Below are 22,293 nucleotides of genomic sequence, written 5' to 3'. Positions count from 1 at the left end.
TCCGGTCCACGCCCCGCGCCTTCCGAAGTCATTGGATCGCAACGGCTGTCCGAGCGGCCGACCTCCGCGGCTGCTCGGCTGCGCGACGGCACCGTCACCCGCTCACACCGCGGCTGACCGGCCGGCGGTTCAGCCCGCCGCGCCGACCGGGGCCAGGTTCTCTCCGCGCAGCCGCTGGGAGATCACCTGGGTGATGCCGTCACCGCGCATGCTGACGCCGTAGAGCGCGTCGGCGATCTCCATCGTCGGCTTCTGGTGGGTGATGACGATCAGCTGGCTCTTCTCCCGCAACTGTTCGAACAGGCCGATCAGGCGGCGCAGGTTGGTGTCGTCCAGCGCGGCCTCGACCTCGTCCATCACGTAGAACGGTGACGGCCGGGCGCGGAAGATGGCCACCAGTAACGCGACCGCGGTCAGCGACTTCTCCCCACCGGACAGTAGCGACAGCCGCTTGACCTTCTTGCCCGGCGGGCGGGCCTCCACCTCGATGCCGGTGGTGAGCATGTCCGACGGGTCGGTGAGCAGTAGCCTGCCCTCGCCGCCGGGGAACAGTTTCGCGAACACCTCGACGAACTCGCGCTCCACGTCGGCGTAGGCCTCGGTGAACACCTGGAGGATGCGGGCATCGACCTCGGCGACCACGTCGAGGAGATCCTTGCGCGCGCTCTTGACGTCCTCGAGCTGCGTGGCCAGGAAGTTGTAGCGCTCCTCCAGCGCCGCGAATTCCTCCAGTGCCAAGGGATTCACCTTGCCGAGGGTGGCGAGGTCCTTTTCCGCGCGCTTGGCGCGACGCTCCTGGGTCTGCCGGTCGTAGGGCATCGGCGCGGGTTCGCTCACCTGCTCGCCGCGCTCCTTGGCCTGCTCGTACTCGTGCATCTCCAGCGCCGAGGGCGGCAGCGGCACGTCCGGACCGTATTCGGCGATCAGGTCGTCCAGCGCGATACCGAACTGCTCGGCGATGGTCGCCTCCAATTGCTCGATGCGCAGCGTCGCCTGGGCCTTCGCCACCTCGTCCCGGTGCACGGCGTCGGTGAGCTGGGACAGTTGCGCGGTGAGCGCACGCACCCGTTCCTTGACCTGCTCCACCTGCGCGGCGCACTCCGAGCGCTTGCGCACCAGCTCGTCCCGGCGAGCGCCCGCCTCGGCCACCACCCGCTCGAGTTCGGCGGCGATCTTCGCACCGGATTCGGCCACGGCGGCGGCCACCTCGGCCGCCTGTCTGCGCGCGGCTCGCGCGCGTTCGGCGCGGGCGCGGTTCTCCCGCTCGGCGCGGGCGGCGCGGCGAAGCGAATCCGCCTTCCCGCGAACAGATTCCGCACGCTCCTCGGCGGTGCGCACGGCGAGCCTGGCCTCGACCTCCATCGCCCGCGCCTCGGCCAACGCGGACGCCGCCTCCTCCCGCGCCCGGCCGGCGGCCTCGGTGCCCGCCGCGCCCGCGCCGTCGGCGTCGACCGCGGCCTGTTCGAGTTCCGCATGGCGCAGGCGGTCTTCCAATTCGGCAAGCGCGGCGAGCGCCTCTTCCCGGCTCGTCTCCGCGTCGTCGCGCTGGCCGACCAGCCGTTCGTTCTCCGCGTGCGCGGTGCGGGCGGTGTGGCCGAGCCTGCCCAGCCGCTCATAGATCGCGACCAGCGCCTGATCGGATTCGTGCAGGGCGAGCAGCGCCTGGTCGACCGCGTCCTTGCGATCGGCCTGCTCCTCGAGCGCGCCGGACAGCGCGGCCTCGAGTTCCTCGGCACGCCGCTGCGCCGCGACCAGGTCCGCCCGGGCGGTATCGATGTCGGCCTGGATCTCCAACTGACTGGGCGCGCGATCGGAACCGCCCAGCAGCCAGCCGTTTCCGGCCAGGTCGCCGTCGCGGGTGACCACGCGCAGCTCGGGCCGCGCCGCGACGAGCGCGCGCGCGGCGGGCAGATCGTCGGCCACGGCGATCCCCGCGGTGAGCGCCGCGATCGCGCTGCGCACCGTGTCCGGGCATTCCACCACGTCGACCAGCCAGCGGGCGCCGTCGGGCAACGCGCCGGGCTGCGGCCGATCGGTGTGCTCGGCGCCGAAGACGACGGCGGCGCGGCCACCGTCGGCGTCCTTGAGGGCCTGGATCGCGGCGTGCGCGGACTCGCCGGTATCGGCGGCGACGGCGTCGGCCAGCGGGCCGAGCGCGGCGGCGACCGCGGCCTCGAAGCCGCCGTGCACGCGCAGCAGCGCCGACAGGGGGCCGAGCAATCCCTGTTCGCGGTGCTCGACCAGCCAGGCGACACCGTCCCGGCGCGCCAGATTCATTCCGAGTGCCTCGATGCGCGCGTCGAGCGATGCGACCCGCTTGCTCGCGTCGCGGTCCTGTTCACGCAGTTCGGTGACCCGCTGATCGGCCAGTTCGAGGGCCTGCACCGCGTGCTCGTGCTGCGCGTCCAGACCGGCCTCGCCCGCGTCGAGTTCGGCGAGTTCGGCTTGCACCAAGTCGAATTCGGCTTGGGCGGCCTCGCCGCGGTGGCGGGCGTCGGCGATGGCGACCGACAGGCGCGCGATCTCCGCGTCCACCGACTGCGCCCTGGCCCGCAGGGTGTCCACCTTGCCGGACAACCGGGCCACTCCCTCGCGCCGGTCGGCGATCGCCCGCACGGCGGCCAGGTGCGCCTGCTCGGCGGCCTTGGCGGCGTGTTCGCGTTCGGCCAGCTGGTCTCGGGCCGCTTCCAAGGTCTCCGCGGCCATCTCCACCGCTTCGCGCAGCTCGGCCTCCTCGGCTTCGACCCGGTCGGCTTCGGCGTCGAGCTGCTCGGGATCGCGGCCGGTGCTGACCGGAGCGGCGGCGTCGAGGTGCCGTGCCCGGTCGCCCGCGATGCGGATGGTCGCGTTGACTCGCTCGGCGAGCGCGGAGAGCTGGAACCACAGCTGTGCGGCGGCCTCGGCGCTCGGCGTCAACCGGGACAGCTGGAATTCCTGCTGTGCCAGCGCCGCGTTCGCGGCGTCCAGTTCGGAGTGCACGGTGATCTGCTGCTCGCGTGCGTACGCTTCCTTGTTCTGCTGGCTGGCCAGCTCTTCGCGCCGGGTGACCAGATCGTCGGCGGCCAGCCGCAGCCGGGCGTCGCGCAGGTCGGCCTGCACGGTCTGGGCCCTGCGCGCCACCTCGGCCTGCCTGCCCAGCGGTTTGAGCTGGCGGCGCAGTTCAGTGGTGAGGTCGGTCAGCCGGGCCAGGTTGGCCTGCATGGCCTCGAGCTTGCGGACCGCCTTCTCCTTGCGTTTACGGTGTTTGAGCACACCGGCGGCCTCCTCGACGAACGCGCGGCGGTCCTCCGGGCGCGACTCCAGGATGGCCGACAGCTGGCCCTGCCCCACGATGACGTGCATCTCGCGGCCGATGCCGGAATCGCTGAGCAGTTCCTGCACGTCCATCAGGCGGCAGGAGTTGCCGTTGATCTCGTATTCGCCCGCACCGTCACGGAACATCCGCCGGGTGATGGACACCTCGGCGTAGTCGATCGGCAACGCGCCATCGGAATTGTCGATCGTCAGCGTGACCTCGGCGCGGCCGAGCGGGGCGCGGCCCGCCGTGCCCGCGAAAATCACGTCCTGCATCTTGCCGCCGCGCAGCGCTTTCGCACCCTGCTCGCCCATCACCCAGGTGAGCGCGTCGACGACGTTCGATTTGCCCGAGCCGTTCGGACCGACCACACACGTGATGCCCGGTTCCAATCGCAACGTCGTCGCGGACGCGAAGGATTTGAAGCCCTTCAGCGTCAGGCTCTTCAGGTGCAAGTTCGACGACCTTTCCGTGTTCTGCCGGGTCGGCGGTTCTGCCGGGTGGGCGGTTCTGCCGGGTGGGCGGTTCTGCCGGGTCGGCGGTTCTGCCCGGTCGGCGTTCTGCCCGGTCGGCGGTTCGCGTCGGGCAGCGCATCCGGCGACCTGTCATGGTATCCGTCGCGTGCCGGCAGTTTCCGGGGCGCGACGCCGGGCGCGGCCGAGTGGTGGTTCTGCGCTATCCGTAGGTTATCGACTCGCCGCCGGTTCGCGCGCATTTCGCTGTGCTCGAGGTTTGCCGAGACGACCGGCACTGACGCCACACCCTCCGGCCACATACGATCCCTCTGATTCGCCGGCGCAACGTTCGGGAGCGCACCACGATGTCTGCCCCTTCACCAGGGACAAGTACCCGGTTTCGCCTTGCCCGGATCGCGGGGCTGATACTCGGCAGCCTGCTGTTCCTGCACGCCTGCGAACGCAGCGAGAGCGCGCTGCTGGGCGATGTGCGGGTGGAGGTGGCCTTCGCGGCCGCTTTCGGTGCGGCCGCCCTGGTCGCGGCCTGGTTCGAGATCAAGCTACGGGCGCTGGAGGACGCGGACCCGCCGTGGGACGATGCCGAGGAGGCCGACATTCCCGTTCCCGGGAATTCTCCCGGTCGAGCCGGGCGATCCGCCGCCCCGGCGTACGGCGGGGGCGAGCGAGCCGGACGCATCGGCATCGGCGCGCGGTCGGCGCCCATGGCTCAGTTGCAGGACGACCCACCCGACCCCGGCGAACTCGGCGACCACGACGAGACCGAGCAGATCACCCGCACCGAGAGGGGTGAACTCGTCATCGAATCCGGCGCGCGAACGGTGCGGGCCAAGATGTCGCGCTCCGGCGACCTCGTCCTGCACGGTCGCAGCTACGGTGCTGCGCGGCTCGAATGGAAGTGGACGTTCACTCCGGACGCCTTTCCCGCTATCCGCGGCGTGCTCGGCGACGGGCCCGGCGACCTGCTCGATCTGCTCGAGGACACTCTTCCGTGGCTGGAAGCCACGGCCCGCCACGACCCCGGCGCGTGGTTGCGCGCTCACGACATCCCCGCGACATACCAGGAGAAGGGCGTCAGCGCCACGCAGGACACCCGGAAACTTCCCGCACTCCCGCCGGAGCATCCGCCGCAGCCGCCCCGCGCGAGCAGATCCCACCGGGAACCGCCGCGCGCCGAACCCAGTGCGGGGACCGCACGCGCCGCGGTTGGAGCGGACGAGCGCGCCCGGAATGAGCCCCGCCGCGAAACCCCAGCCGCGACATATTCTCGCGAGTCGCTCGCCAACGAGAAGAGCCGCCAGCGCGGAGCCGACTCAGCACCGCCGTCCCGGCGCGCCGATGCCGATCGACGGGCTCACGGCGACAAGCCCGGGCCCGCCGGACAACCGAACCGCTCCTCCGACGGCTACGGCTCGCCCACGCAGTCGCGCCGCCACCGCGACGAGCCCGAACCCGGCCGGCGCGGCGATCGGTTACCTCGCACCGACGCGGCTGACCCGCGCCCCACCCCCGGCCGTCCCGATCTGCCGAGACGTCGGCACAGCGACGACGAGCGCGTCACGCGCCACGCCCCGGGACGGCCGCGATGACTACGACGGCGAAACGCGGCGGAGCTCAGTTCGCGCGGTAGGTGAATCGGCCGTTCTCGAAGCCGGCCACCATGCGGAACGCCAGGACCGCGCCCCACGGGGCGATCACCCAGATCGGCCAGAAGTAGGTCAAGGCGCCGACGCCCAGCGAGATCGCGCCCCAGATGACGAGCACGAGCACGCTCACGGCGAGCCAGGCACTGCCCTCGATGCGCTGCCAGATCGGGATGCGCGGGCGCGCGGAAGCCGGTGCGCCCGCGTTCTCGGCCAACTCGGGCAGGTCGGACAACACCGCGCGCAGGTCCTCCCGGTCGATGGTGGCGTACACCTGGGCGACGCGCTGGTCGTACTCGGGCAGATCGATCCGCCCGTCCGCCATATGCCTGCCGAGCAGGCGCACCACGGCGTCGCGTTCGGCATTCGAGGCGCGGGTGCCGGTGGAGATGTCCATGCCTGGTCCTATCGACGGTTCAATCCTCCATAGTGGAATATATACAAGCCTAAGACTCCAAAGTGGAATGTCAACCCCCACGGCGACTCGCGCTGGAAACTCGAGACTCCGGGCGATCCGGCGGTAGGGTTCGAATCGAGAACAACTGTATAGACAGGTGTTCACCCCCGCGGCTCCATCGACGTCCGGATCCGCGGGCCGAGAACTCGCTCAGGAGGCACAGGTGTCGGAAACCGTCCGCGGAATCGTGGCCCGCAGCAAAGGCGCACCGGTCGAAATCGTCGAGGTGGTGATCCCCGATCCGGGCCCGCACGACGTGGTGGTGCGGGTGCAGGCCTGCGGAGTCTGCCACACCGACCTGCACTATCGCGAAGGCGGCATCACCGACGACTTCCCGTTCCTGCTCGGCCACGAGGCGGCGGGCGTGGTGGAAGCCGTCGGCGCCGCGGTCACCCACGTGGCCGAGGGTGACTACGTGATCCTCAATTGGCGCGCGGTCTGCGGCGAGTGCCGGGCGTGCAAGCGCGGCAAACCCTGGTACTGCTTCGACAGTCGGAACGCGAGCAAGAAGATGACGCTCGCAGACGGTACCGAGCTGACTCCCGCCCTCGGCATCGGCGCGTTCGTCGACAAGACCTTGGTGCACGAAGGCCAGTGCACGAAGGTCGATCAGGCCGCCGACCCGGCGGTGGCGGGTCTGCTCGGCTGCGGCGTGATGGCCGGCATCGGCGCGGCGATACACACCGGCAACGTCTCGATCGGTGACACCGTCGCGGTGATCGGCTGTGGCGGCGTCGGGGACGCGGCCATCGCCGGGGCCGGGCTGGCGGGCGCGCGCACCATCATCGCGGTGGACCGCGACGCCCAGAAATTACAGTGGGCCAAAGATTTCGGCGCCACCCACACGATCGACGCGACCACCGAGGACGTGGTCGAGAAGATCCAGGAGTACACCGACGGCTGGGGCGCGGACGTGGTCATCGACGCGGTCGGACGGCCGGAGACCTGGAAACAGGCCTTCTACGGTCGCGACCTGGCGGGCACGGTGGTCCTCGTCGGCGTGCCGACCCCGGAGATGACCCTGGAAATGCCGCTGCTGGACTTCTTCTCCCGCGGCGGCGCGCTGAAATCCGCCTGGTACGGCGACTGTCTGCCGGAACGCGACTTCCCCACCCTGATCGACCTCTACCGCCAGGGACGGCTGCCGCTGGACCGGTTCGTCTCCGAACGGATCGGGATCGACCAGGTCGAGCAGGCTTTCGCCAAGATGCACGCCGGCGACGTGCTGCGTTCGGTGGTGGTCTGGTGACCCTCCGCATCGACCGCGTCGTCACTTCCGGCGAGTTCTGCCTGGACGGGGGCACCTGGGCGGTGGACAACAACATCTGGCTCGTCGGCGGCGACGACGACGTGGTCGTCATCGATGCCGCCCACGACGCCGACCCGATCGTCGCGGCAGTCGCCGGGCGCACTGTTCGCGCGATCGTGTGCACCCACGGACACAACGATCATGTGACGGTCGCCCCCGAACTGGCCGAGCGACTGAACGCACCGACCCTGTTGCACCCCGGCGACGAGCCGCTGTGGCGCATGACCCATCCGGACGCGGGTTACCGGCCGCTCGCGGACGGCGATCGGATCCCGGTGGCAGGCACCGAAATCCAGGTACTGCACACCCCCGGCCACTCCCCCGGATCGGTCGCGCTGCATCTGCCCGCGGCCACGGCGGTGTTCACCGGTGACACGCTGTTCGCGGGCGGACCGGGCGCGACCGGGCGCTCGTTCTCCGATTTCGGCACGATCATCGAGTCGATCCGCGAACGCCTCCTGACGCTCCCGGAGGAGACCGCAGTCCATACCGGGCACGGCGATTCCACCACGATCGGCGCGGAGAAACCCTTCCTCGCCGATTGGATCGCCCGCGGCCACTGACAGTCCGCGGCCGCGGGCGGCCCACGACACCGCCCGTGGCCGCAGCGCGCGAATCAACCGTGGTAGGGGTACCGGCGATCCAGATCCAGATTCACTCCGAGGACGTCGACCCGCGCCTGGCCGAGGAAGCCCAGCGTCCGGCCACGGGTGTGCTCGTCCACTACGACACGTACCTGCTGCTCGGAGATTCCGCGCGCCTTCGCGACCCGCGCCACCTGGATGGCCGCGTACTGCGGAGAAATGTTCGGATCGAGCCCGCTCCCGCTCGCGGTGACGGCATCGGCGGGCACCGCCGGGTCGGCGGGCGCGTCGCCCTGGATCGGGACGATGCGTCCAGCGGAGTAGTCCTGTCCCGGTTCGGCGCATTCGACCCGGACGCCGCGGTAGGCGGCGACGAACGGCGCTGCCGGACATACCTCGTTGACGCTGACGACCCGCACAGGATGCGAAACGTCCCCATCGCGGTCACGCGGTCCGATCACCGAGAGCACCGCGCCGACACCATCTTTCGTGCAGAACGGGCGGCTGCCGTCGACCCCCTCGCGGTCGCCGACCGTCTTGCTGCGCGCGCAGACCGTGGTGAGCAGGCTCGCGCGCGCCGGGGTGTCGACGATGTCCTCCGGTCCGAGATTGCTCGCGGCGGTGGACATCGGGTCGTAGCCGTCACCGGATGCCGAGGGGCGGCTCTGGAAGTACTGCGCCAGGGCCGCACCGTCGGATCCGGTGAACGCTTGCCCGATCAGGCTGGAGCCCACGATCTTTCCGTCCGCGTCGGCCAACGACCCGTCCGCTTTCTCGTGCAGGCCGGGTAACTGGGCCACCGCGAAAACCGCCAGCGGATAGACGATTCCGGTGATCGCCGTGAGCGCGAGCAACGCGCGCAGGGCGGCGAGATGCTGCCGGATCCAGGTTGAAAGGCGCATGTCAGGACATCCCGGGGAGGAACTGGACCACGAGGTCGATGAGTTTGATGCCGAGGAACGGCGCGATGATGCCGCCGAGCCCGTAGACGGTCAGATTGCGGCTGAGCAACTTCGACGCGTTCGACGGCCGGTAGCGCACGCCGCGCAACGCCAGCGGGATCAGCGCCACGATGACGAGGGCGTTGAAGATCACCGCGGACAGGATCGCCGACTGCGGGCTGGACAACCGCATCACGTTGAGCAGGTCCAGGCCGGGAAACAGCGTCACGAACAGCGCGGGAATGATCGCGAAGTACTTGGCGATGTCGTTGGCGATGGAGAAGGTCGTCAACGCCCCGCGCGTGATGAGCAGTTGCTTGCCGATCTCGACGATCTCGATCAACTTGGTCGGATCGGAATCCAGATCGACCATGTTGCCCGCCTCTTTGGCGGCCGAGGTACCGGTGTTCATCGCCACACCCACGTCGGCCTGCGCCAGCGCGGGCGCGTCGTTGGTGCCGTCGCCGGTCATCGCGACCAGTCGTCCGCCGTCCTGCTCTCGCTTGATCAGCGCCAGTTTGTCCTCCGGCGTCGCCTCGGCGAGGAAGTCGTCGACTCCCGCCTCGTCCGCGATCGCCTTGGCCGTCAGCGGGTTGTCACCGGTGATCATCACCGTGCGGATGCCCATGCTGCGCATCTCGTCGAACCGCTCGCGCATGCCCTGCTTCACCACGTCCTTGAGGTGGATCACGCCGAGCACGCGGGCGCCGTCGCCGTCGACCTGGCCGACGACCAGCGGCGTACCGCCCGCGGCGGAGATGCCGTCTACGGTCGCGCCGAGTTCGACGGGCACCGAACCGCCCTGGGATCGCACCCATTCGGTCACCGCGCTCGCCGCGCCCTTACGCAGCTGACGACGCTCGACGTCGACGCCGGACATCCGGGTCTGCGCGGAGAACTCCACCCACCGCGCGCGGCTCAGTTCGCCCGGCGTCCGCTCCCGCAGACCGTAGGCCTGCTTGGCGTAGACCACGATGGAGCGGCCCTCGGGGGTCTCGTCGGCCAGGCTGGAAAGCTGTGCGGCGTCGGCCAACTCCTCCTCGGTCACCCCGGGCACCGGGACGAAGTCGGCCGCCTGGCGGTTGCCGAGGGTGATGGTGCCGGTCTTGTCCAGCAGCAAGGTGTTCACGTCTCCGGCGGCCTCGACGGCCCGGCCGGACATGGCGAGCACATTGCGCTGCACCAGGCGGTCCATGCCCGCGATGCCGATCGCCGACAACAGCGCGCCGATGGTCGTCGGAATCAGGCACACCAGCAACGAGACCAGCACAATGCCGGTGACGCCGTGCGCGTCCAGCGCCGAGGTGTCCGGCACGCCAGGATTGTTCGACTTGCTGAAGATCGCCATCGGTTGCAGCGTGACGACCGCGAAGACGAAGATGATCGTCAGCGCCGCCAGCAGGATGTTCAACGCGATCTCGTTGGGGGTCTTCTGCCTGCTCGCACCTTCTACCAGGGCGATCATCTTGTCGATGAAGCTCTGTCCCGGCTCCTGGGTGATGCGCACGACGATCCGGTCCGACAGCACGGTGGTACCGCCGGTCACCGCCGAGCGGTCGCCGCCGGATTCGCGGATCACCGGCGCGGATTCGCCGGTGATGGCCGACTCGTCCACCGAGGCGATGCCTTCCACGACGTCGCCGTCGCCCGGGATGACCTGCCCGGCCTCGACCACCACGTGCTCGCCGCGGCGCAGTTCCGCAGCGGCGACCCGTTCCTCGACCACCCGCGCACCCGGCGACCACTCGACCAGTCGCCGCGCGACGGTGTCGGTCTTCGCCTTGCGCAGTGTGTCGGCCTGCGCTTTGCCGCGGCCCTCCGCGACGGCCTCGGCCAGGTTCGCGAAGATCACCGTGAGCCACAGCCACCCGACGATCGCCCAGGCGAAGAACGTCGGGTCCATCAGCGCGAGCACAGTCGACCACACCGCGCCCAGTTCGACGATCAGCATCACGGGGTTGCGCCACAGGGTGCGCGGATCGAGCTTGCGCACCGCGTCCGGCAACGAGGTCAGCAGCATCTTAGGGTCGAGCACCCCGCTGCGGACGCTGTTGCCCCGCCGCGGCCGCTCGGACTCGGCCTGCTCCGAGACTTTTTCGATAGCGGGACTGGACATGTCAGTGGATTCCTTCGGCGAGCGGCCCGAGCGCCAGCGCGGGCAGGAAGGTGAGCGCGACCAGGATCACCGTCACACCGACGACCATGCCGACGAACTGCGGCCGGTGCGTCGGCAGCGTGCCGATCGACGCGGGAGTGGTGCCCTGGCGCGCGAGCGAACCGGCCAGCGCGAGCACGAAGATGATCGGCAGGAAACGGCCGAAGAGCATGGCCAGGCCCAAAGCGGTGTTGTACCACTCGGTGTTGCCGGTCAGGCCGGCGAAGGCCGAGCCGTTGTTGTTGGCGGCGGAGGTGAACGCGTACAGCACCTCCGACAGACCGTGCGGCCCGGAGTTCAGCATGCTCGCGCGCTGCCCCGGCATCGCCATCGCCGCGGCGGTGCCCACCAGCACGATAAGCGGGCTGATCAGGAAGTACGACGCGGCGAGTTTGATCTCGCGCGGCGTGATCTTCTTGCCCAGGTACTCCGGAGTGCGCCCGACCATCAACCCGGCGACGAACACCGTGATCACCGCCAGGATCAACATGCCGTACAGCCCCGACCCGGTGCCGCCCGGCGCGACTTCGCCCAGCTGCATGTTGAACATCGTCATCAGGCCACCGAGGCTGGTGTAGGAGTCGTGGAACGAATCGACCGCGCCGGTGGAGGTCAGCGTGGTCGCACCGGCGAAAGTGGCCGAATTCGCCACGCCGAAGCGCTGCTCCACACCTTCCATCGAGGAGCCGATCGCGGTGGGCACCGTGCCGTGGTGCTGGAGCTGGAGCAGGTTGGTCACGGTGACGCTGAGCAGTGCGATCGTCCCCATCACCGCGACGATCGCGTAGCCCTGCTTGCGGCTGCCCACCATCCGACCGAAGGTGCGCGGCAGCGAGAAGCTGATCACCAGCAGCAGGAAGATCTCCACCCAGTTGGTCCAGGGGGTCGGGTTCTCGAACGGATGCGCGGAGTTGGCGTTGTAGAAGCCGCCGCCGTTGGTGCCGAGTTCCTTGATCGCCTCTTGGCCGGCGACCGGGCCGCCGGTAATCGTCTGTAGGGCGCCGGCCGGCGTCTGCGCCACTTGGTCGTGCAGGTGGAAGTTCTGGATCACGCCGCCCGCCACCAGCACCACCGCGAAGACGAACGCGATCGGCAGCAGGATGCGCAGCGTGCCGCGCACCAGGTCGACCCAGAAATTGCCGAGATCCCCGGTGTGCTTGCGTGCGAACCCGCGCACCAGCGCCACGGCCACCGCCATGCCCACCGCCGCGGAAACGAAGTTCTGCACGGCGAGGCCGGCCATCTGCACCAGGTGCCCCTGGGTGGATTCGCCGGAGTAGTTCTGCCAGTTCGTGTTCGTCACGAAACTGACCGCGGTGTTCCAGGCCAGCGCGGGCGTCATCGCGGTGCCCGGATCGTTCAGGTGCAGCGGCAACGTGCCCTGTACAAGCTGGAAGACGAACAAGAACAGAATGCTGACCGCCGAGAAGGCCAGCACACTGCGCGCGTAAACGGGCCAGGGTTGCTCGACTTCGGGGTGGGCCCCGATCGCGCGATAGATGAGACGTTCGACGCGCGAATGCTCTCGTCGGTCGTATACCCGGTACATGTAATCGCCCAGCGGCACGTGCACCAGCGCGAGGGCCAGGATCAGGGAGGCCACGAAGGCGATCCCCGCGGTCGTCGTGCTCACTCAGAACCTCTCCGGAAACAGCAGCGCCGCGACCAGATAGACCGCGACGCCGACGGCGAGAACCAGACCGATCAGATTCGCGGTCACAACTTCTCCACTCCGCGCTGAACCAGCCCGAGCAGCGCGAACGCCGCCACGGTGAGCGCGGTGAACACCACGACCGACATAGCTCGACAACCTCCATCCGCGCGCCGGGCTTCGGCGCGACAGAGCGAGTGAAGCGCCCCGCCGGTGCGTCGGACCATTTCCTGACGACTTCTTGACGCCCCGGTACTCGGCATTTGCGGTTCGTTGACGGTCACGCGACGCCCGCAAGTATGGCGTCAAGGAACGCGGACGGACCGTCAACACACCGTAAAAATCGAGGTCCACCCGTCTGACAGCGGTAGAAGTGGGAGAGCCTGCCGGACCGGGCGATCGCAGCGCGACCGGTGCCGTCCAGGCGGGAGGCCAAGAGAGGATCGCAATGTCGGCAATGATCGTTGTCGTCGCCTTCGTCTGCTGCGCGCTGATCATCCGCGCGCTCGCAGCTCGGGAGCAGGCACCGACGCCCCTACCGGTCGTCGTCGAGACCGATGATGCGTGGTGGTGACATGGGATCGCAGCGCGCCGGGACCATCGAGGGGTGCTCGGCAGGAGCGGCGCGACGCGCGATGATGAAGGCGTGAAACGCGGTCAGCTGCGCATCTACCTGGGCGCCGCGCCGGGAGTCGGCAAGACCTACGCCATGCTCGGCGAGGCGCACCGGCGACTGGAGCGCGGTCGCGACGTGGTGGCCGCGGTGGTCGAAACGCACGGCAGGGAGAAGACCGCGAAACTGCTCGAGGGCATCGAGCGCGTACCGCCGAAGCTGATCGAGTATCGCGGCAGCACGTTCCCCGAACTCGACGTCGAGGCGGTGTTGCGCCGCGCGCCCGCGGTGGTGCTGGTGGACGAGCTCGCGCACACCAACACACCCGGCAGCAAGCACGAGAAGCGCTGGCAGGACGTGACGGAGCTGCTCGACGCGGGGATCGACGTGATCTCCACGGTCAACGTGCAGCATCTGGAAAGCCTCAACGACGTCGTCGAGCAGATCACCGGCATCCAGCAGCGCGAGACCGTGCCCGACGCCGTGGTGCGCGGGGCAGATCAGGTGGAGCTGGTCGACATCACCCCGGAAGCGTTGCGGCGCAGGCTTTCCCACGGCAACGTGTACGCCGCCGAGAAGATCGACGCGGCGCTGCGGAACTATTTCCGCGCGGGGAACCTGACCGCGCTGCGCGAACTGGCGCTGCTGTGGCTGGCCGACCAGGTCGACGCCGCGCTGGCGAAATACCGGGCCGACCACCAGATCACCGAACTGTGGGAGGCCAGGGAGCGCGTCGTGGTGGCGGTGACCGGCGGCCCGGAATCGGAGACGATCGTGCGCCGGGCCAGCCGGATCGCCACCAAATCCAGCGCCGATCTGGTGGTCGTGCACGTGGTGCGCGGCGACGGCCTGGCCGGGGTCTCCACCGAACGGCTGGCCCGGCTGCGTGAGCTGGCGGCCAGTCTGGGCGCCTCGCTGCACACCGTCACCGGGGAGGACGTGCCCACCGCGCTGCTCGAGTTCGCCCGCGAGGCGAACGCCACCCAGCTCGTGCTCGGCACCTCCCGCCGCTCGCGCTGGGCGCGCATGTTCGATGAAGGCATCGGCTCCACGGTGGTGCAGCGCTCCGGCAAGATCGACGTGCACATGGTGACACACGAGGAGGCGCACCGCGGATTCCGGTACGCGGCGCTGCACCCGCGCCGCCCCGTGGCCGCGTGGCTCGCCGCCGTTCTGGTGCCCGGCCTGGTCTGCGCCATCAGCGCCGCCTACCTCGACGAGGTGCTGGATCTCGGCGCGATCAGCGCTGTGTTCGTGGTCGGCGTGGTCGCGGTGGCACTGCTCGGCGGCGTCGTGCCCGCGTCCTTCTCGGCGCTGTTGTCCGGTCTGTTGCTGAACTGGTTCTTCGCGCCACCGCGCTACAGCCTGACCATCGCCGAGCCGAACAGCTTCATCACCGTGGTGGTGCTGCTCATCGTCGCGGTCGCGGTGGCGGCGCTGGTCGATCTGGCCGCGAAGCGAACCGCCCAGGCGCGCAAGGCCTCCCGGCAAGCCGAACTGCTGACCATGTTCTCCGGCGCGATCCTGCACGGCGCGGACCTGCCCCGGCTGCTCGAACAGATCAGAGAGGTCTTCGCGCAGCGCGCGGTCGGCCTGGTGTCGCGCGACCAGGTGCTCGCCCAAGTGGGTGCCGACCCGCCGCGGCAGCCCTCCGACGCGGACACCGTGGTGGAAGCGGGAGATGCCCGCCACTGGCTGCTGCTGGCCGGTCGCCCGCTGGCCGCCGCCGACCGTCCGGTGCTCAACGCGGTCACCAACCAGGCCGTCGCTCTGGTCCGGCAGGCCCGTCTGGCCGAAGAGGCCAGCGCCGCCGCGGCCCTGCTGGAGGCCGATCGGCTGCGGCGGGCGTTGCTGTCGGCGGTCAGTCACGATCTGCGCACCCCGCTGGCCGGCGCCAAAGCGGCGGTGTCCAGCCTGCGCAGCGACGACATCGAGTTCTCCGCGGAGGACACCGCCGAACTCCTGGAGACGATCGAGGAATCGGTGGATCAGCTCACCGCGCTGGTCGGCAATCTGCTCGACTCCTCCCGGCTCGCGGTCGGCGTGGTCACGCCGCAGCTGCGGCGGGTCTACCTGGACGAGGCGGTGCACCGGGCGCTGGTGAGCGTCGGAATGGGTGCGCGCGGGCTGCGGCGCGCGGCGATGGACCGGGTCCGGGTCGAGGTCGGCGACGTCTCGGTGCGCGCCGACAGCGGCCTGCTGGAACGGGTGCTGGCCAACCTGCTCGACAACGCGCTGCGGCACGCCCCACGCGCGGGCACGATCCGGGTCACCGCGGAACGCGCGCGCGACCGCGTCTCGATCGCGGTCGTCGACACCGGCCCCGGCGTGCCGCACGGCACCGAGGAGCAATTGTTCGAACCGTTCCAGCGCTTGGGCGACCGGGACAACACCACCGGCGTCGGGCTCGGCCTGTCGGTGGTGCGCGGGTTCGTCGAAGCGATGGGCGGCACCGTGCACGCCGAGCCGACACCCGGTGGAGGATTGACCATGCTGGTCGACCTGCCCGGCGACGAGCCGACGGACGCGAACGGCACGGGCGGTGCCGTGGCACATGAGACGACGAGCGCGGGTGAGTGAGGCGCCGGTGATGACACAGGAGGCTGCGGTTGTGACGAAGACGCCCGATGCGGTGGCGACCAAGGTGCTCGTGGTCGACGACGAACCGCAGATCGTGCGCGCGTTGCGGATCAATCTCTCGGTCCGCGGCTACGAGGTGATCACCGCCGCGACCGGCAGCGCCGCCCTGCGCGCGGCCGCCGATCGGCATCCGGACGTCGTGATCCTCGATCTCGGCCTGCCCGACATGGACGGCATCGAGGTGCTCGCCGGATTGCGCGGCTGGAGCTCGGCACCGGTGATCGTGCTGTCGGCGCGAACCGACTCCGCCGACAAGGTGGAAGCGCTGGACGCGGGCGCCGACGATTACGTCACCAAACCGTTCGGCATGGATGAACTGCTGGCCCGGTTGCGCGCCGCGGTCCGGCGCGGCGCCACCGACCCCGACGCGTCGGCGCCGGTGGTGACCACCGACTCGTTCACCGTCGACCTGGCCGCGAAGAAGGTCACCAAGCGCGGCGAGACCGTCCACCTGACCCCTACCGAGTGGGGCATGCTCGAGATGCTGGTGCGCAACCGAGGCAAGCTGGTCGGGCGCCGGGAGCTGCTGCGGGAAGTGTGGGGCCCGTCCTACGCCACCGAGACCCACTATCTGCGCGTTTATCTGGCGCAATTGCGCCGCAAACTGGAGGACGATCCGTCGCGTCCCAAGCACCTGCTCACCGAAGCGGGCATGGGTTACCGGTTCCAGGAGTAATCCCGGCGCCCGGTGCCCGCGCGGAATGGCTCGCGCCGGCGCGGTGTTGCCAGGGCCGCGAGCTGATCGCGACGACAATGGCAGGATCGAACCCATGGCTGAACAGACCGCTACACCCGTCACCGCCACCGCGGCGCCGAGCGCGCCGGAGCCCACGACATTGTGGGTCGAGCGCACCGGCCCCAGGGCATACACCGGCCGCAGCTCCCGCGGCGCCGAAGTCCTGATCGGTTCACAGGGCGTCCCCGGTGTGTTCACCCCCGGCGAGCTGCTGAAGATCGCGCTGGCCGCCTGCTCCGGTCTGAGCGCCGACTTCCCGCTGTCGCGCAAACTCGGGGACAACTTCGACGCGACGATTCGCGTCTCCGGCGACGCCGACCGGGAGAACGAGGTCTACCCGCAGCTGGACGAAGTGTTCGAACTCGACCTCAGCGAACTCGACGAGCAGGCCCGCGAACGGTTGCTGGTCACCGTGCAGCGTGCGATCGACAAGGTCTGCACCGTGGGGCGGACATTGAAGGCGGGATCGAAGGTGACGCTGTCGTTCGACATCGAGGCCTGATGGACGAGGCCGTTCGGTTGAGCGCCTGGGTGCACGGGCTGGTCCAGGGGGTCGGTTTTCGCTGGTGGACCCGGTCGCGCGCGCTGGAACTGGGTTTGGTCGGGCACGCGACCAACGCCAGGGACGGCCGCGTGCATGTGGTCGCCGAAGGGCGGCGACCGGCTTGCGAGCGGTTGCTCGCCCTCTTGCGTTCCGGGGACGCACCTGGTCAGGTCAGGTTGGTTGTGGAAAGCTGGGAGCCCGCGCGGGGTGATTTGACCGGTTTCGAGGAGCGGTAGTGGTGGTTCGGGCGACGAGGGGGACGCAGCGATGAGCACGCGAGATCCGGGGGACGAGCGCCGGAACGAGCCCGAGCGGCCGCCCGGGCCGCGACGCCCGGCAGAGGACGAGCAACCACCGGCCCCGGTGCCCGGCGACGAACCCGACTGGTCGACGCCCGGCTCCGGTGGCGTCGACCGGTCGACTCCCACGTCCGTGTCGGGCGCCGCCGATCAGCCCGAGACCGACTGGTCCACACCTACTTCGGTGCCGTCCGACGGCACGAGCGGTCCTGGCCGGGATCGACCGCCCGCCGCACCCCCGCCGCGCCGCGGCAGCATCCAGCGCCAAGAAGCGGGCGTGACGCAACCCCGCCCGCCCACGGTGGCCGAGGCACGGGCGCGCGACAAGGCCCGCAAGCGCGCCGAGGAAGCGCAGCACGCGGCCGCCGCGGCCGAGGAGGCCAAGAAACGCACCCGCAAGCGCGTCATGATCGGCGGGGTCGCCATCGTCGGCGTCGCCGCCCTGGTCGGCGGCGGCTATCTGGCCTATCGCGCCCTGGCCGCCCCGGACCGGGTCACGGCTCAGTGCGTCAAGACCGACAACGGCCAAGAGATCGTGGTCGACGACTCCTACTGCGGTGACGGCCGTCCCGGCTTCATCAGCGACACCGGCCTCAATCCCGGTTTGATCATCCTCGGCGGCGGGCCGCAGTACCGGTACTACTACGGCGGCACCGGCACGATCGGCACCCCGCCGACCGGCGGTACCACAATCAAACCGAAGGGCGCCGAGATCAAGACCAAGAGCGGCACCACCATCCAGCGCGGCGGCCTGGGCAGCAAGAGCACCGGTGGAGGATCATAGATGCGGCGCGTGCGCGACACGCCCCGGCCGGGGTGGCAGCAGATCGTCGAGAGCCAGGGCCTGGTCTACGGTGCCCCGGGGCGGGATGCGAGCGGTCAGCCGCGGCCGTACTGGGACGAGTCGGTGCATTACGAGTTCGAGATGTCGGAGATCCTCGCCTTGGAGGCCGATGTCGAACTCCTGCACTCGATGTGCCTGAACGCGGTGGAGCACATCGTGCTCACCGAGCGGTACGCCGATTTCGGCCTGCCCGAGTGGAGCTGGGGCCCGATCGCCGAATCCTGGCGGCGCTCGGATCCACACGTGTACGGGCGCTTCGACCTGCGCTACGACGCACGGCGTCCGGCGAAACTGCTGGAGTACAACGCCGACACGCCGACCTCGCTGCTGGAGGCGGCGATCGTGCAATGGCATTGGCTGACCGACCGCTACCCCGGCGGCGACCAGTGGAACTCGTTGCACGAGAAGCTGGTCGAGCGGTGGGGTGAGTTGCGTGACGTCCTGCCCACGTCCCAACTGCACTTCAGCTGGTCGGGCGCGGATGCCACCGGTGAGGACAACGTCACCACCGCCTACCTGCAGGAGACCGCGGCAGAGGCCGGATTCGACACCATCGCGCTGCCGATCGAGGAGATCGGATTCGATTCCGAGCTGGAGCGTTTCGTGGACCTGGCGGAGGCGCCGATGGAGGCGGTCTTCAAGCTCTACCCCTGGGAATGGGTGCTCGACGACGATTTCGGCAAACGCGTCGTGGACAGCCTGCCGGAGACCATGTGGATCGAACCGCTGTGGAAGACGCTGCTGAGCAACAAGGCGATCCTGGCGGTGCTGTGGGAGATGTACCCGGGCCACCCGAATCTGCTGCCCGCCTACCTCGACCAGCCCAACGAGCTCACCGAGTACATCCGCAAACCGAAGCTGGGCCGCGAGGGCGCCAACATGACGATCGTCGGCGCCGGGCTGGAGACCGCGACCGGCGGCGTCTACGGCGAGGAAGGCTACGTGTACCAACTGCTCGACCCGCTACCGGAATTCGACGACATGCGCCCGGTGCTCGGCGCGTGGATCGTCGGCGACGCCGCGGCGGGGTTGGGCATCCGCGAGACGGCGGGACTGATCACCGACGACGGCTCCGCCTTCGTCCCGCATCGCATCGCCACCGACTGAGCTTCGTCACCGTCAAGCACGAACCATCTCGGCCGCGTGCCGATACGTCGCGGAAGGATCAAGATGACCGCAGTCGCCCTGGAATCGGGGTACTGGAACTCGCTCGCCGAGGGTGTGGGAGCGATCATCCTCTACGCCCTCGTCGGCTTGGTGCTCATGCTCGTCGGCTTCTACGCCATCGACCTGACCACCCCGGGCAAGCTGCGCACACTCGTGGTGTCGGGCAAGCCGAACGCCATCATCGTCGCCGCGGCGGGCATGATCAGCATGGCGTTCATCGTCGTGCTCGCCATCTTCGCCGTGGGCGGCGGCGGCAAACTCTCCGAGGGCCTGATCGCCGCGCTGGTGTTCGGCCTGGTCGGCATTGTCGCCCAGGTCGTCTCGGTGCGAGTCATCGAACGGGCGCTCGGCATCGACATCGGCACCGCGCTACATGCCGACACCTACACCACCGAGGTGCTGGTGGTGGCGGCCGCGCATTTCGCGCTCGGGCTCGTGGTCGCCTTCGCGATCCTGTAGGCCTCATGGCGCTACGCGGCATCGGCCAGGATGCTCGGTGCCCACCGGCACCGCGTTCCGGGGGTGAATGCGGTTGGTTCAGTGCTCGTCCCCGTGGGCGAGGCAGTACGCCGCCGCCGCGAGGTATTGGCGGCACTCCGGGCCGTGACCGGCGTGCACGCTGCGAATGAACAAGGCGCGATCCATGTCGAGATCCGTCGAGGGCTCGGCGGAACAGTCCCGATACCGGGTCCGCCACAGATCTTGGATGTCCAGCGAGGTCTGCATCGTGCACCTCCCGTGCTGCGTATCAGTGCGAGAAGGCCGGCAATGTCCTTACATCAGGGGCTTACCCGCTTCCGCCCCGCGACAACCGGTACGGGTCACCGGGTCACCAACCGCCAGTCGTCGGGCAGGTGCGCCGCGGTGATCTGCGTGCCCTCGGCCTCCAGGTCGACGGTGGTCGCACCGAGCCGCAACGCGCGCAGCGACACCTTGCCCCACCGCGCGGGCAGCTGCGGTCGCACGGTGAGCGTCCGGCTCGGTGCGTCGGGGTCGAGTCCGAGGAACGCGCGCACCAGCAACAGCGGCGCCGCGCTCGCCCACGCCTGCGGCGAGCAGGAAGTCGGATACGGCACCGGCGTGGCGAATCGCGAGCGGGGAAAGCCGCAGAACAGCTCCGGCAGACGCCCGTCGAACACGGCCGCCGCGTCCAGCAGGCCGGTCGCCAGCCGAGTCGCCAGCTCCACCGCACCGGGCACATGCCGGTAGCGCAGCAGTCCCGCCACCGCGATCGCCGTATCGTGCGGCCACACCGAGCCGCAGTGATAACTCATCGGGTTGTAGGCGCCCATGTTCGACGCCAGCGTGCGCAGGCCGAATCCGGAATCCATCTCCGGGCCGGCCATCCGCGCCACCAGTTCCGCCGCGTGCTCGTCGGTGGCGATGCCCGACCAGAGGCAGTGCGCGACATTGCTGGTCAGCGCGTCGACCTGACGCTTGCCGCCGTCCAGCGCCACGGCATACCAGCCGCGGTCGGCCAGCCAGAACTGTTCGGCGAACTTGACGCGCAATTCCGCCGCGCGTTCGCGCAGCTGCCCGGCCGGCCGGGGATCGTCGAACGCCTCCGCCAGTTCGGCCCTGGCCAGCATCGCGGCGTGCACGTACCCCTGCACCTCGCACAGCGCGATGGGTGCTTCGGCGATATGTCCGGTCGCGTCGTTGATTCCGTCGAAGCTGTCCTTCCACCCCTGGTTGACCAGGCCGCGGTCGGTCGCGCGGCGGTACTCGACAAAGCCGTCGCCGTCCCGGTCGCCGTAGTCGGTGATCCAGTGCAGCGCGGCGTCGGCGGCGGGCAGCAGTAGCCGGATCGCCTCCGGGTCGGCGCCCCAGCGATGGCATTCGGCCAGCAACATCACGAACAGCGGTGTGGCGTCGGCGGTTCCGTAGTAGATGTTGCCGCCGAACACCGGCCCGCCCGACGGACCGCGGCGCATCTCGTGCATGATGCGGCCGGGTTCCTCCTCGGTGAGCGGGTTCACGTCCTGGCCTTGCAGTTCGGCCAGCTGCTGCAACGTGCCGAGCGCCAGATCGACCTCCAGCGGCAGCGCCATCCATGCGGTGAGCAGGCTGTCGCGGCCGAACAAGGTCATGAACCACGGCGCGCCCGCTGCGACGAAAGGCCGGGCGTCGCCGGATTCGTCGTGCATCTGCAAGGCGCCCAAGTCGCTTTCGGTGCGGCGCAGCACCCGCGTGAGCGCCGGATCGGACGCCGCGATGTCGGTGGCGGTGTCGCGCCATGCCTCGATCTTGCGGCCCGGCGCGCTGAGGTTGTAATGCTCACCCGGCGAGATCGCCTGGAATCTCTGGTTGCCCACGGTCGGCTGGGCGATGATCTCGGTCTGCCAGCATTCGCCGACCGGCACGATCACCCGCCACAGCAGCGAACCGGGCATCACTTCGGGTTCCACGGTCGCCGAGATCGAGATGCCCCGGCTGCGGTCGGCGTGATCGTGCAGCACCAGTTCCCCGTCGGCGACCGTCACGTCGGCGCGCCCGTGTCCGGCGCGGCCCTCCTTCACCGCGAACAGGTCGACGAAGTCGGCGTCCACATGCAATTCCAGCAGCACCGCGGTGGGCTCGCGGCCCATGTTCTCCAGCGTGATCAGCTCGTGCATGCCGTCGGCCACGATCCGTTCGCGCACCACCAGCAGCGTGCTGTCGGCCAGGCCCGCCTGTGGGGGCCTGCGCAACACGAACCTGGCGGCGAACGCCTCTGGACTCAGCACCGAAAGCGACTCGGCGGGTTTGCCGTTCACCAGCAACTCCCAGCGCGACAGCACGCGGGCGTCCCGGAAGAACAAGCCGTGCGGCTTGCCCGGTTCCACGTCGCCGAGCCGATTGGACAGGCAGAACGTGCCGCCTTCGACCAGGGTCACCGAACCGCACCCCCCGAACCCGGCCGGCTCACCGGAGTTCAGGGGGGCGGAGCTCACCGGCACGAA

19 protein-coding genes are annotated in these 22,293 nt (G+C 69.6%); 11 read left to right on the top strand and 8 right to left on the bottom strand.

From position 1 onward, the window contains the following. Positions 1-129: 129 nt before the first annotated feature. A complete protein-coding gene (gene smc / locus ACT89H_RS01745) occupies positions 130-3,750 on the bottom strand; it encodes a chromosome segregation protein SMC (RefSeq protein WP_445106688.1) in 3,621 nt (1,206 codons plus the stop codon). Positions 3,751-4,115: 365 nt separating this feature from the next. On the opposite strand from smc, the gene ACT89H_RS01740 reads away from it, so the two are divergent. Next, complete coding sequence (locus ACT89H_RS01740) at positions 4,116-5,357, top strand: hypothetical protein (protein ID WP_445106687.1); 1,242 nt, start codon at positions 4,116-4,118, stop codon at positions 5,355-5,357. A 25-nt stretch (positions 5,358-5,382) separates the two neighbouring features. Here ACT89H_RS01740 and ACT89H_RS01735 read toward each other — a convergent pair whose 3' ends face one another. Then, the gene (locus ACT89H_RS01735) at positions 5,383-5,808 is read right to left on the bottom strand and encodes a DUF1707 SHOCT-like domain-containing protein (protein ID WP_445106686.1); all 426 of its coding nucleotides are present in this window, start codon (positions 5,806-5,808) and stop codon (positions 5,383-5,385) included. A 223-nt stretch (positions 5,809-6,031) separates the two neighbouring features. On the opposite strand from ACT89H_RS01735, the gene ACT89H_RS01730 reads away from it, so the two are divergent. Further along, positions 6,032-7,117 (top strand): S-(hydroxymethyl)mycothiol dehydrogenase, encoded by a 1,086-nt coding sequence (locus tag ACT89H_RS01730; RefSeq protein ID WP_445106685.1) that lies wholly within the window; start codon positions 6,032-6,034, stop codon positions 7,115-7,117. After that, entirely contained in the window at positions 7,111-7,740 is a 630-nt protein-coding gene (locus tag ACT89H_RS01725; RefSeq protein ID WP_445107327.1) for an MBL fold metallo-hydrolase, read from the top strand. The genes ACT89H_RS01730 and ACT89H_RS01725 overlap by 7 nt, the downstream gene beginning before the upstream one ends. A gap of 53 nt (positions 7,741-7,793) precedes the next feature. On the opposite strand, the gene ACT89H_RS01720 is transcribed toward ACT89H_RS01725, so the two are convergent. Genes ACT89H_RS01720 through kdpF form a run of 4 tightly spaced genes read right to left on the bottom strand, consistent with a single transcriptional unit; the run spans position 7,794 to position 13,006 of the window. Beyond that, positions 7,794-8,663, bottom strand: a complete 870-nt coding sequence (locus tag ACT89H_RS01720; RefSeq protein WP_445106684.1) for a potassium-transporting ATPase subunit C — start codon at positions 8,661-8,663, stop codon at positions 7,794-7,796. A 1-nt stretch (position 8,664) separates the two neighbouring features. Then, on the bottom strand, positions 8,665-10,818 hold the full coding sequence (kdpB, locus tag ACT89H_RS01715; RefSeq protein ID WP_445106683.1) for a potassium-transporting ATPase subunit KdpB: 2,154 nt from the start codon (positions 10,816-10,818) through the stop codon (positions 8,665-8,667). Between the two features lies 1 nt (position 10,819). Continuing rightward, positions 10,820-12,490: a potassium-transporting ATPase subunit KdpA gene (gene kdpA, locus ACT89H_RS01710; RefSeq protein WP_445106682.1), complete on the bottom strand. Its 1,671-nt coding sequence runs from the start codon at positions 12,488-12,490 to the stop codon at positions 10,820-10,822. Continuing rightward, entirely contained in the window at positions 12,491-13,006 is a 516-nt protein-coding gene (gene kdpF / locus ACT89H_RS01705; protein ID WP_445106681.1) for a K(+)-transporting ATPase subunit F, read from the bottom strand. Between kdpF and ACT89H_RS01700 the strand changes: the two genes are divergently transcribed. The 8 genes from ACT89H_RS01700 (at position 12,957) to ACT89H_RS01665 (ending at position 19,810) form a co-directional block, all read left to right on the top strand. Next, complete coding sequence (locus ACT89H_RS01700; RefSeq protein ID WP_445107364.1) at positions 12,957-13,082, top strand: hypothetical protein; 126 nt, start codon at positions 12,957-12,959, stop codon at positions 13,080-13,082. The genes kdpF and ACT89H_RS01700 overlap by 50 nt on opposite strands. Before the next feature lie 72 nt (positions 13,083-13,154). After that, on the top strand, positions 13,155-15,701 hold the full coding sequence (locus ACT89H_RS01695; protein WP_445106680.1) for an ATP-binding protein: 2,547 nt from the start codon (positions 13,155-13,157) through the stop codon (positions 15,699-15,701). Between the two features lie 31 nt (positions 15,702-15,732). Next, positions 15,733-16,437, top strand: a complete 705-nt coding sequence (locus ACT89H_RS01690; protein ID WP_445106679.1) for a response regulator — start codon at positions 15,733-15,735, stop codon at positions 16,435-16,437. A 94-nt stretch (positions 16,438-16,531) separates the two neighbouring features. Next, positions 16,532-16,999, top strand: coding sequence for an OsmC family protein (locus ACT89H_RS01685; protein ID WP_445106678.1), 468 nt, complete (start codon positions 16,532-16,534; stop codon positions 16,997-16,999). Beyond that, a complete protein-coding gene (locus ACT89H_RS01680; RefSeq protein WP_445106677.1) occupies positions 16,999-17,277 on the top strand; it encodes an acylphosphatase in 279 nt (92 codons plus the stop codon). The genes ACT89H_RS01685 and ACT89H_RS01680 overlap by 1 nt, the downstream gene beginning before the upstream one ends. A gap of 31 nt (positions 17,278-17,308) precedes the next feature. Further along, entirely contained in the window at positions 17,309-18,124 is an 816-nt protein-coding gene (locus ACT89H_RS01675; protein ID WP_445106676.1) for a hypothetical protein, read from the top strand. Continuing rightward, positions 18,125-19,291 carry a glutathionylspermidine synthase family protein gene (locus tag ACT89H_RS01670; protein ID WP_445106675.1) on the top strand — a complete coding sequence of 389 codons (1,167 nt, stop codon included), beginning with the start codon at positions 18,125-18,127 and terminating at the stop codon, positions 19,289-19,291. It begins immediately after the preceding gene. A 63-nt stretch (positions 19,292-19,354) separates the two neighbouring features. Continuing rightward, on the top strand, positions 19,355-19,810 hold the full coding sequence (locus tag ACT89H_RS01665) for a DUF350 domain-containing protein (protein WP_445106674.1): 456 nt from the start codon (positions 19,355-19,357) through the stop codon (positions 19,808-19,810). Between the two features lie 78 nt (positions 19,811-19,888). Here the strand turns inward: ACT89H_RS01665 and ACT89H_RS01660 are convergent, their stop codons facing one another. Next, positions 19,889-20,077 (bottom strand): hypothetical protein, encoded by a 189-nt coding sequence (locus ACT89H_RS01660; protein ID WP_039799555.1) that lies wholly within the window; start codon positions 20,075-20,077, stop codon positions 19,889-19,891. A 95-nt stretch (positions 20,078-20,172) separates the two neighbouring features. Further along, a complete protein-coding gene (locus ACT89H_RS01655) occupies positions 20,173-22,290 on the bottom strand; it encodes an amylo-alpha-1,6-glucosidase (RefSeq protein ID WP_445107326.1) in 2,118 nt (705 codons plus the stop codon). Positions 22,291-22,293: the final 3 nt, after the last annotated feature.

Source organism: Nocardia aegles (assembly GCF_052545135.1).
This window is presented reverse-complemented; position numbering and strand designations above follow the sequence as displayed.

Excerpts from the sequence above, each read along its gene's own strand:
- ACT89H_RS01680 (WP_445106677.1), top strand. The coding sequence starts at position 16,999 with ATGGACGAGGCCGTTCGGTTGAGCGCCTGGGTGCACGGGCTGGTCCAG.
- ACT89H_RS01685 (WP_445106678.1), top strand. The coding sequence starts at position 16,532 with ATGGCTGAACAGACCGCTACACCCGTCACCGCCACCGCGGCGCCGAGC.
- kdpF (WP_445106681.1), bottom strand. The coding sequence starts at position 13,006 with ATGATCAGCGCGCAGCAGACGAAGGCGACGACAACGATCATTGCCGAC.
- ACT89H_RS01660 (WP_039799555.1), bottom strand. The coding sequence starts at position 20,077 with ATGCAGACCTCGCTGGACATCCAAGATCTGTGGCGGACCCGGTATCGG.
- ACT89H_RS01735 (WP_445106686.1), bottom strand. The coding sequence starts at position 5,808 with ATGGACATCTCCACCGGCACCCGCGCCTCGAATGCCGAACGCGACGCC.
- ACT89H_RS01665 (WP_445106674.1), top strand. The coding sequence starts at position 19,355 with ATGACCGCAGTCGCCCTGGAATCGGGGTACTGGAACTCGCTCGCCGAG.
- ACT89H_RS01670 (WP_445106675.1), top strand. The coding sequence starts at position 18,125 with ATGCGGCGCGTGCGCGACACGCCCCGGCCGGGGTGGCAGCAGATCGTC.
- ACT89H_RS01700 (WP_445107364.1), top strand. The coding sequence starts at position 12,957 with ATGTCGGCAATGATCGTTGTCGTCGCCTTCGTCTGCTGCGCGCTGATC.
- ACT89H_RS01675 (WP_445106676.1), top strand. The coding sequence starts at position 17,309 with ATGAGCACGCGAGATCCGGGGGACGAGCGCCGGAACGAGCCCGAGCGG.
- ACT89H_RS01720 (WP_445106684.1), bottom strand. The coding sequence starts at position 8,663 with ATGCGCCTTTCAACCTGGATCCGGCAGCATCTCGCCGCCCTGCGCGCG.
- ACT89H_RS01740 (WP_445106687.1), top strand. The coding sequence starts at position 4,116 with ATGTCTGCCCCTTCACCAGGGACAAGTACCCGGTTTCGCCTTGCCCGG.
- kdpB (WP_445106683.1), bottom strand. The coding sequence starts at position 10,818 with ATGTCCAGTCCCGCTATCGAAAAAGTCTCGGAGCAGGCCGAGTCCGAG.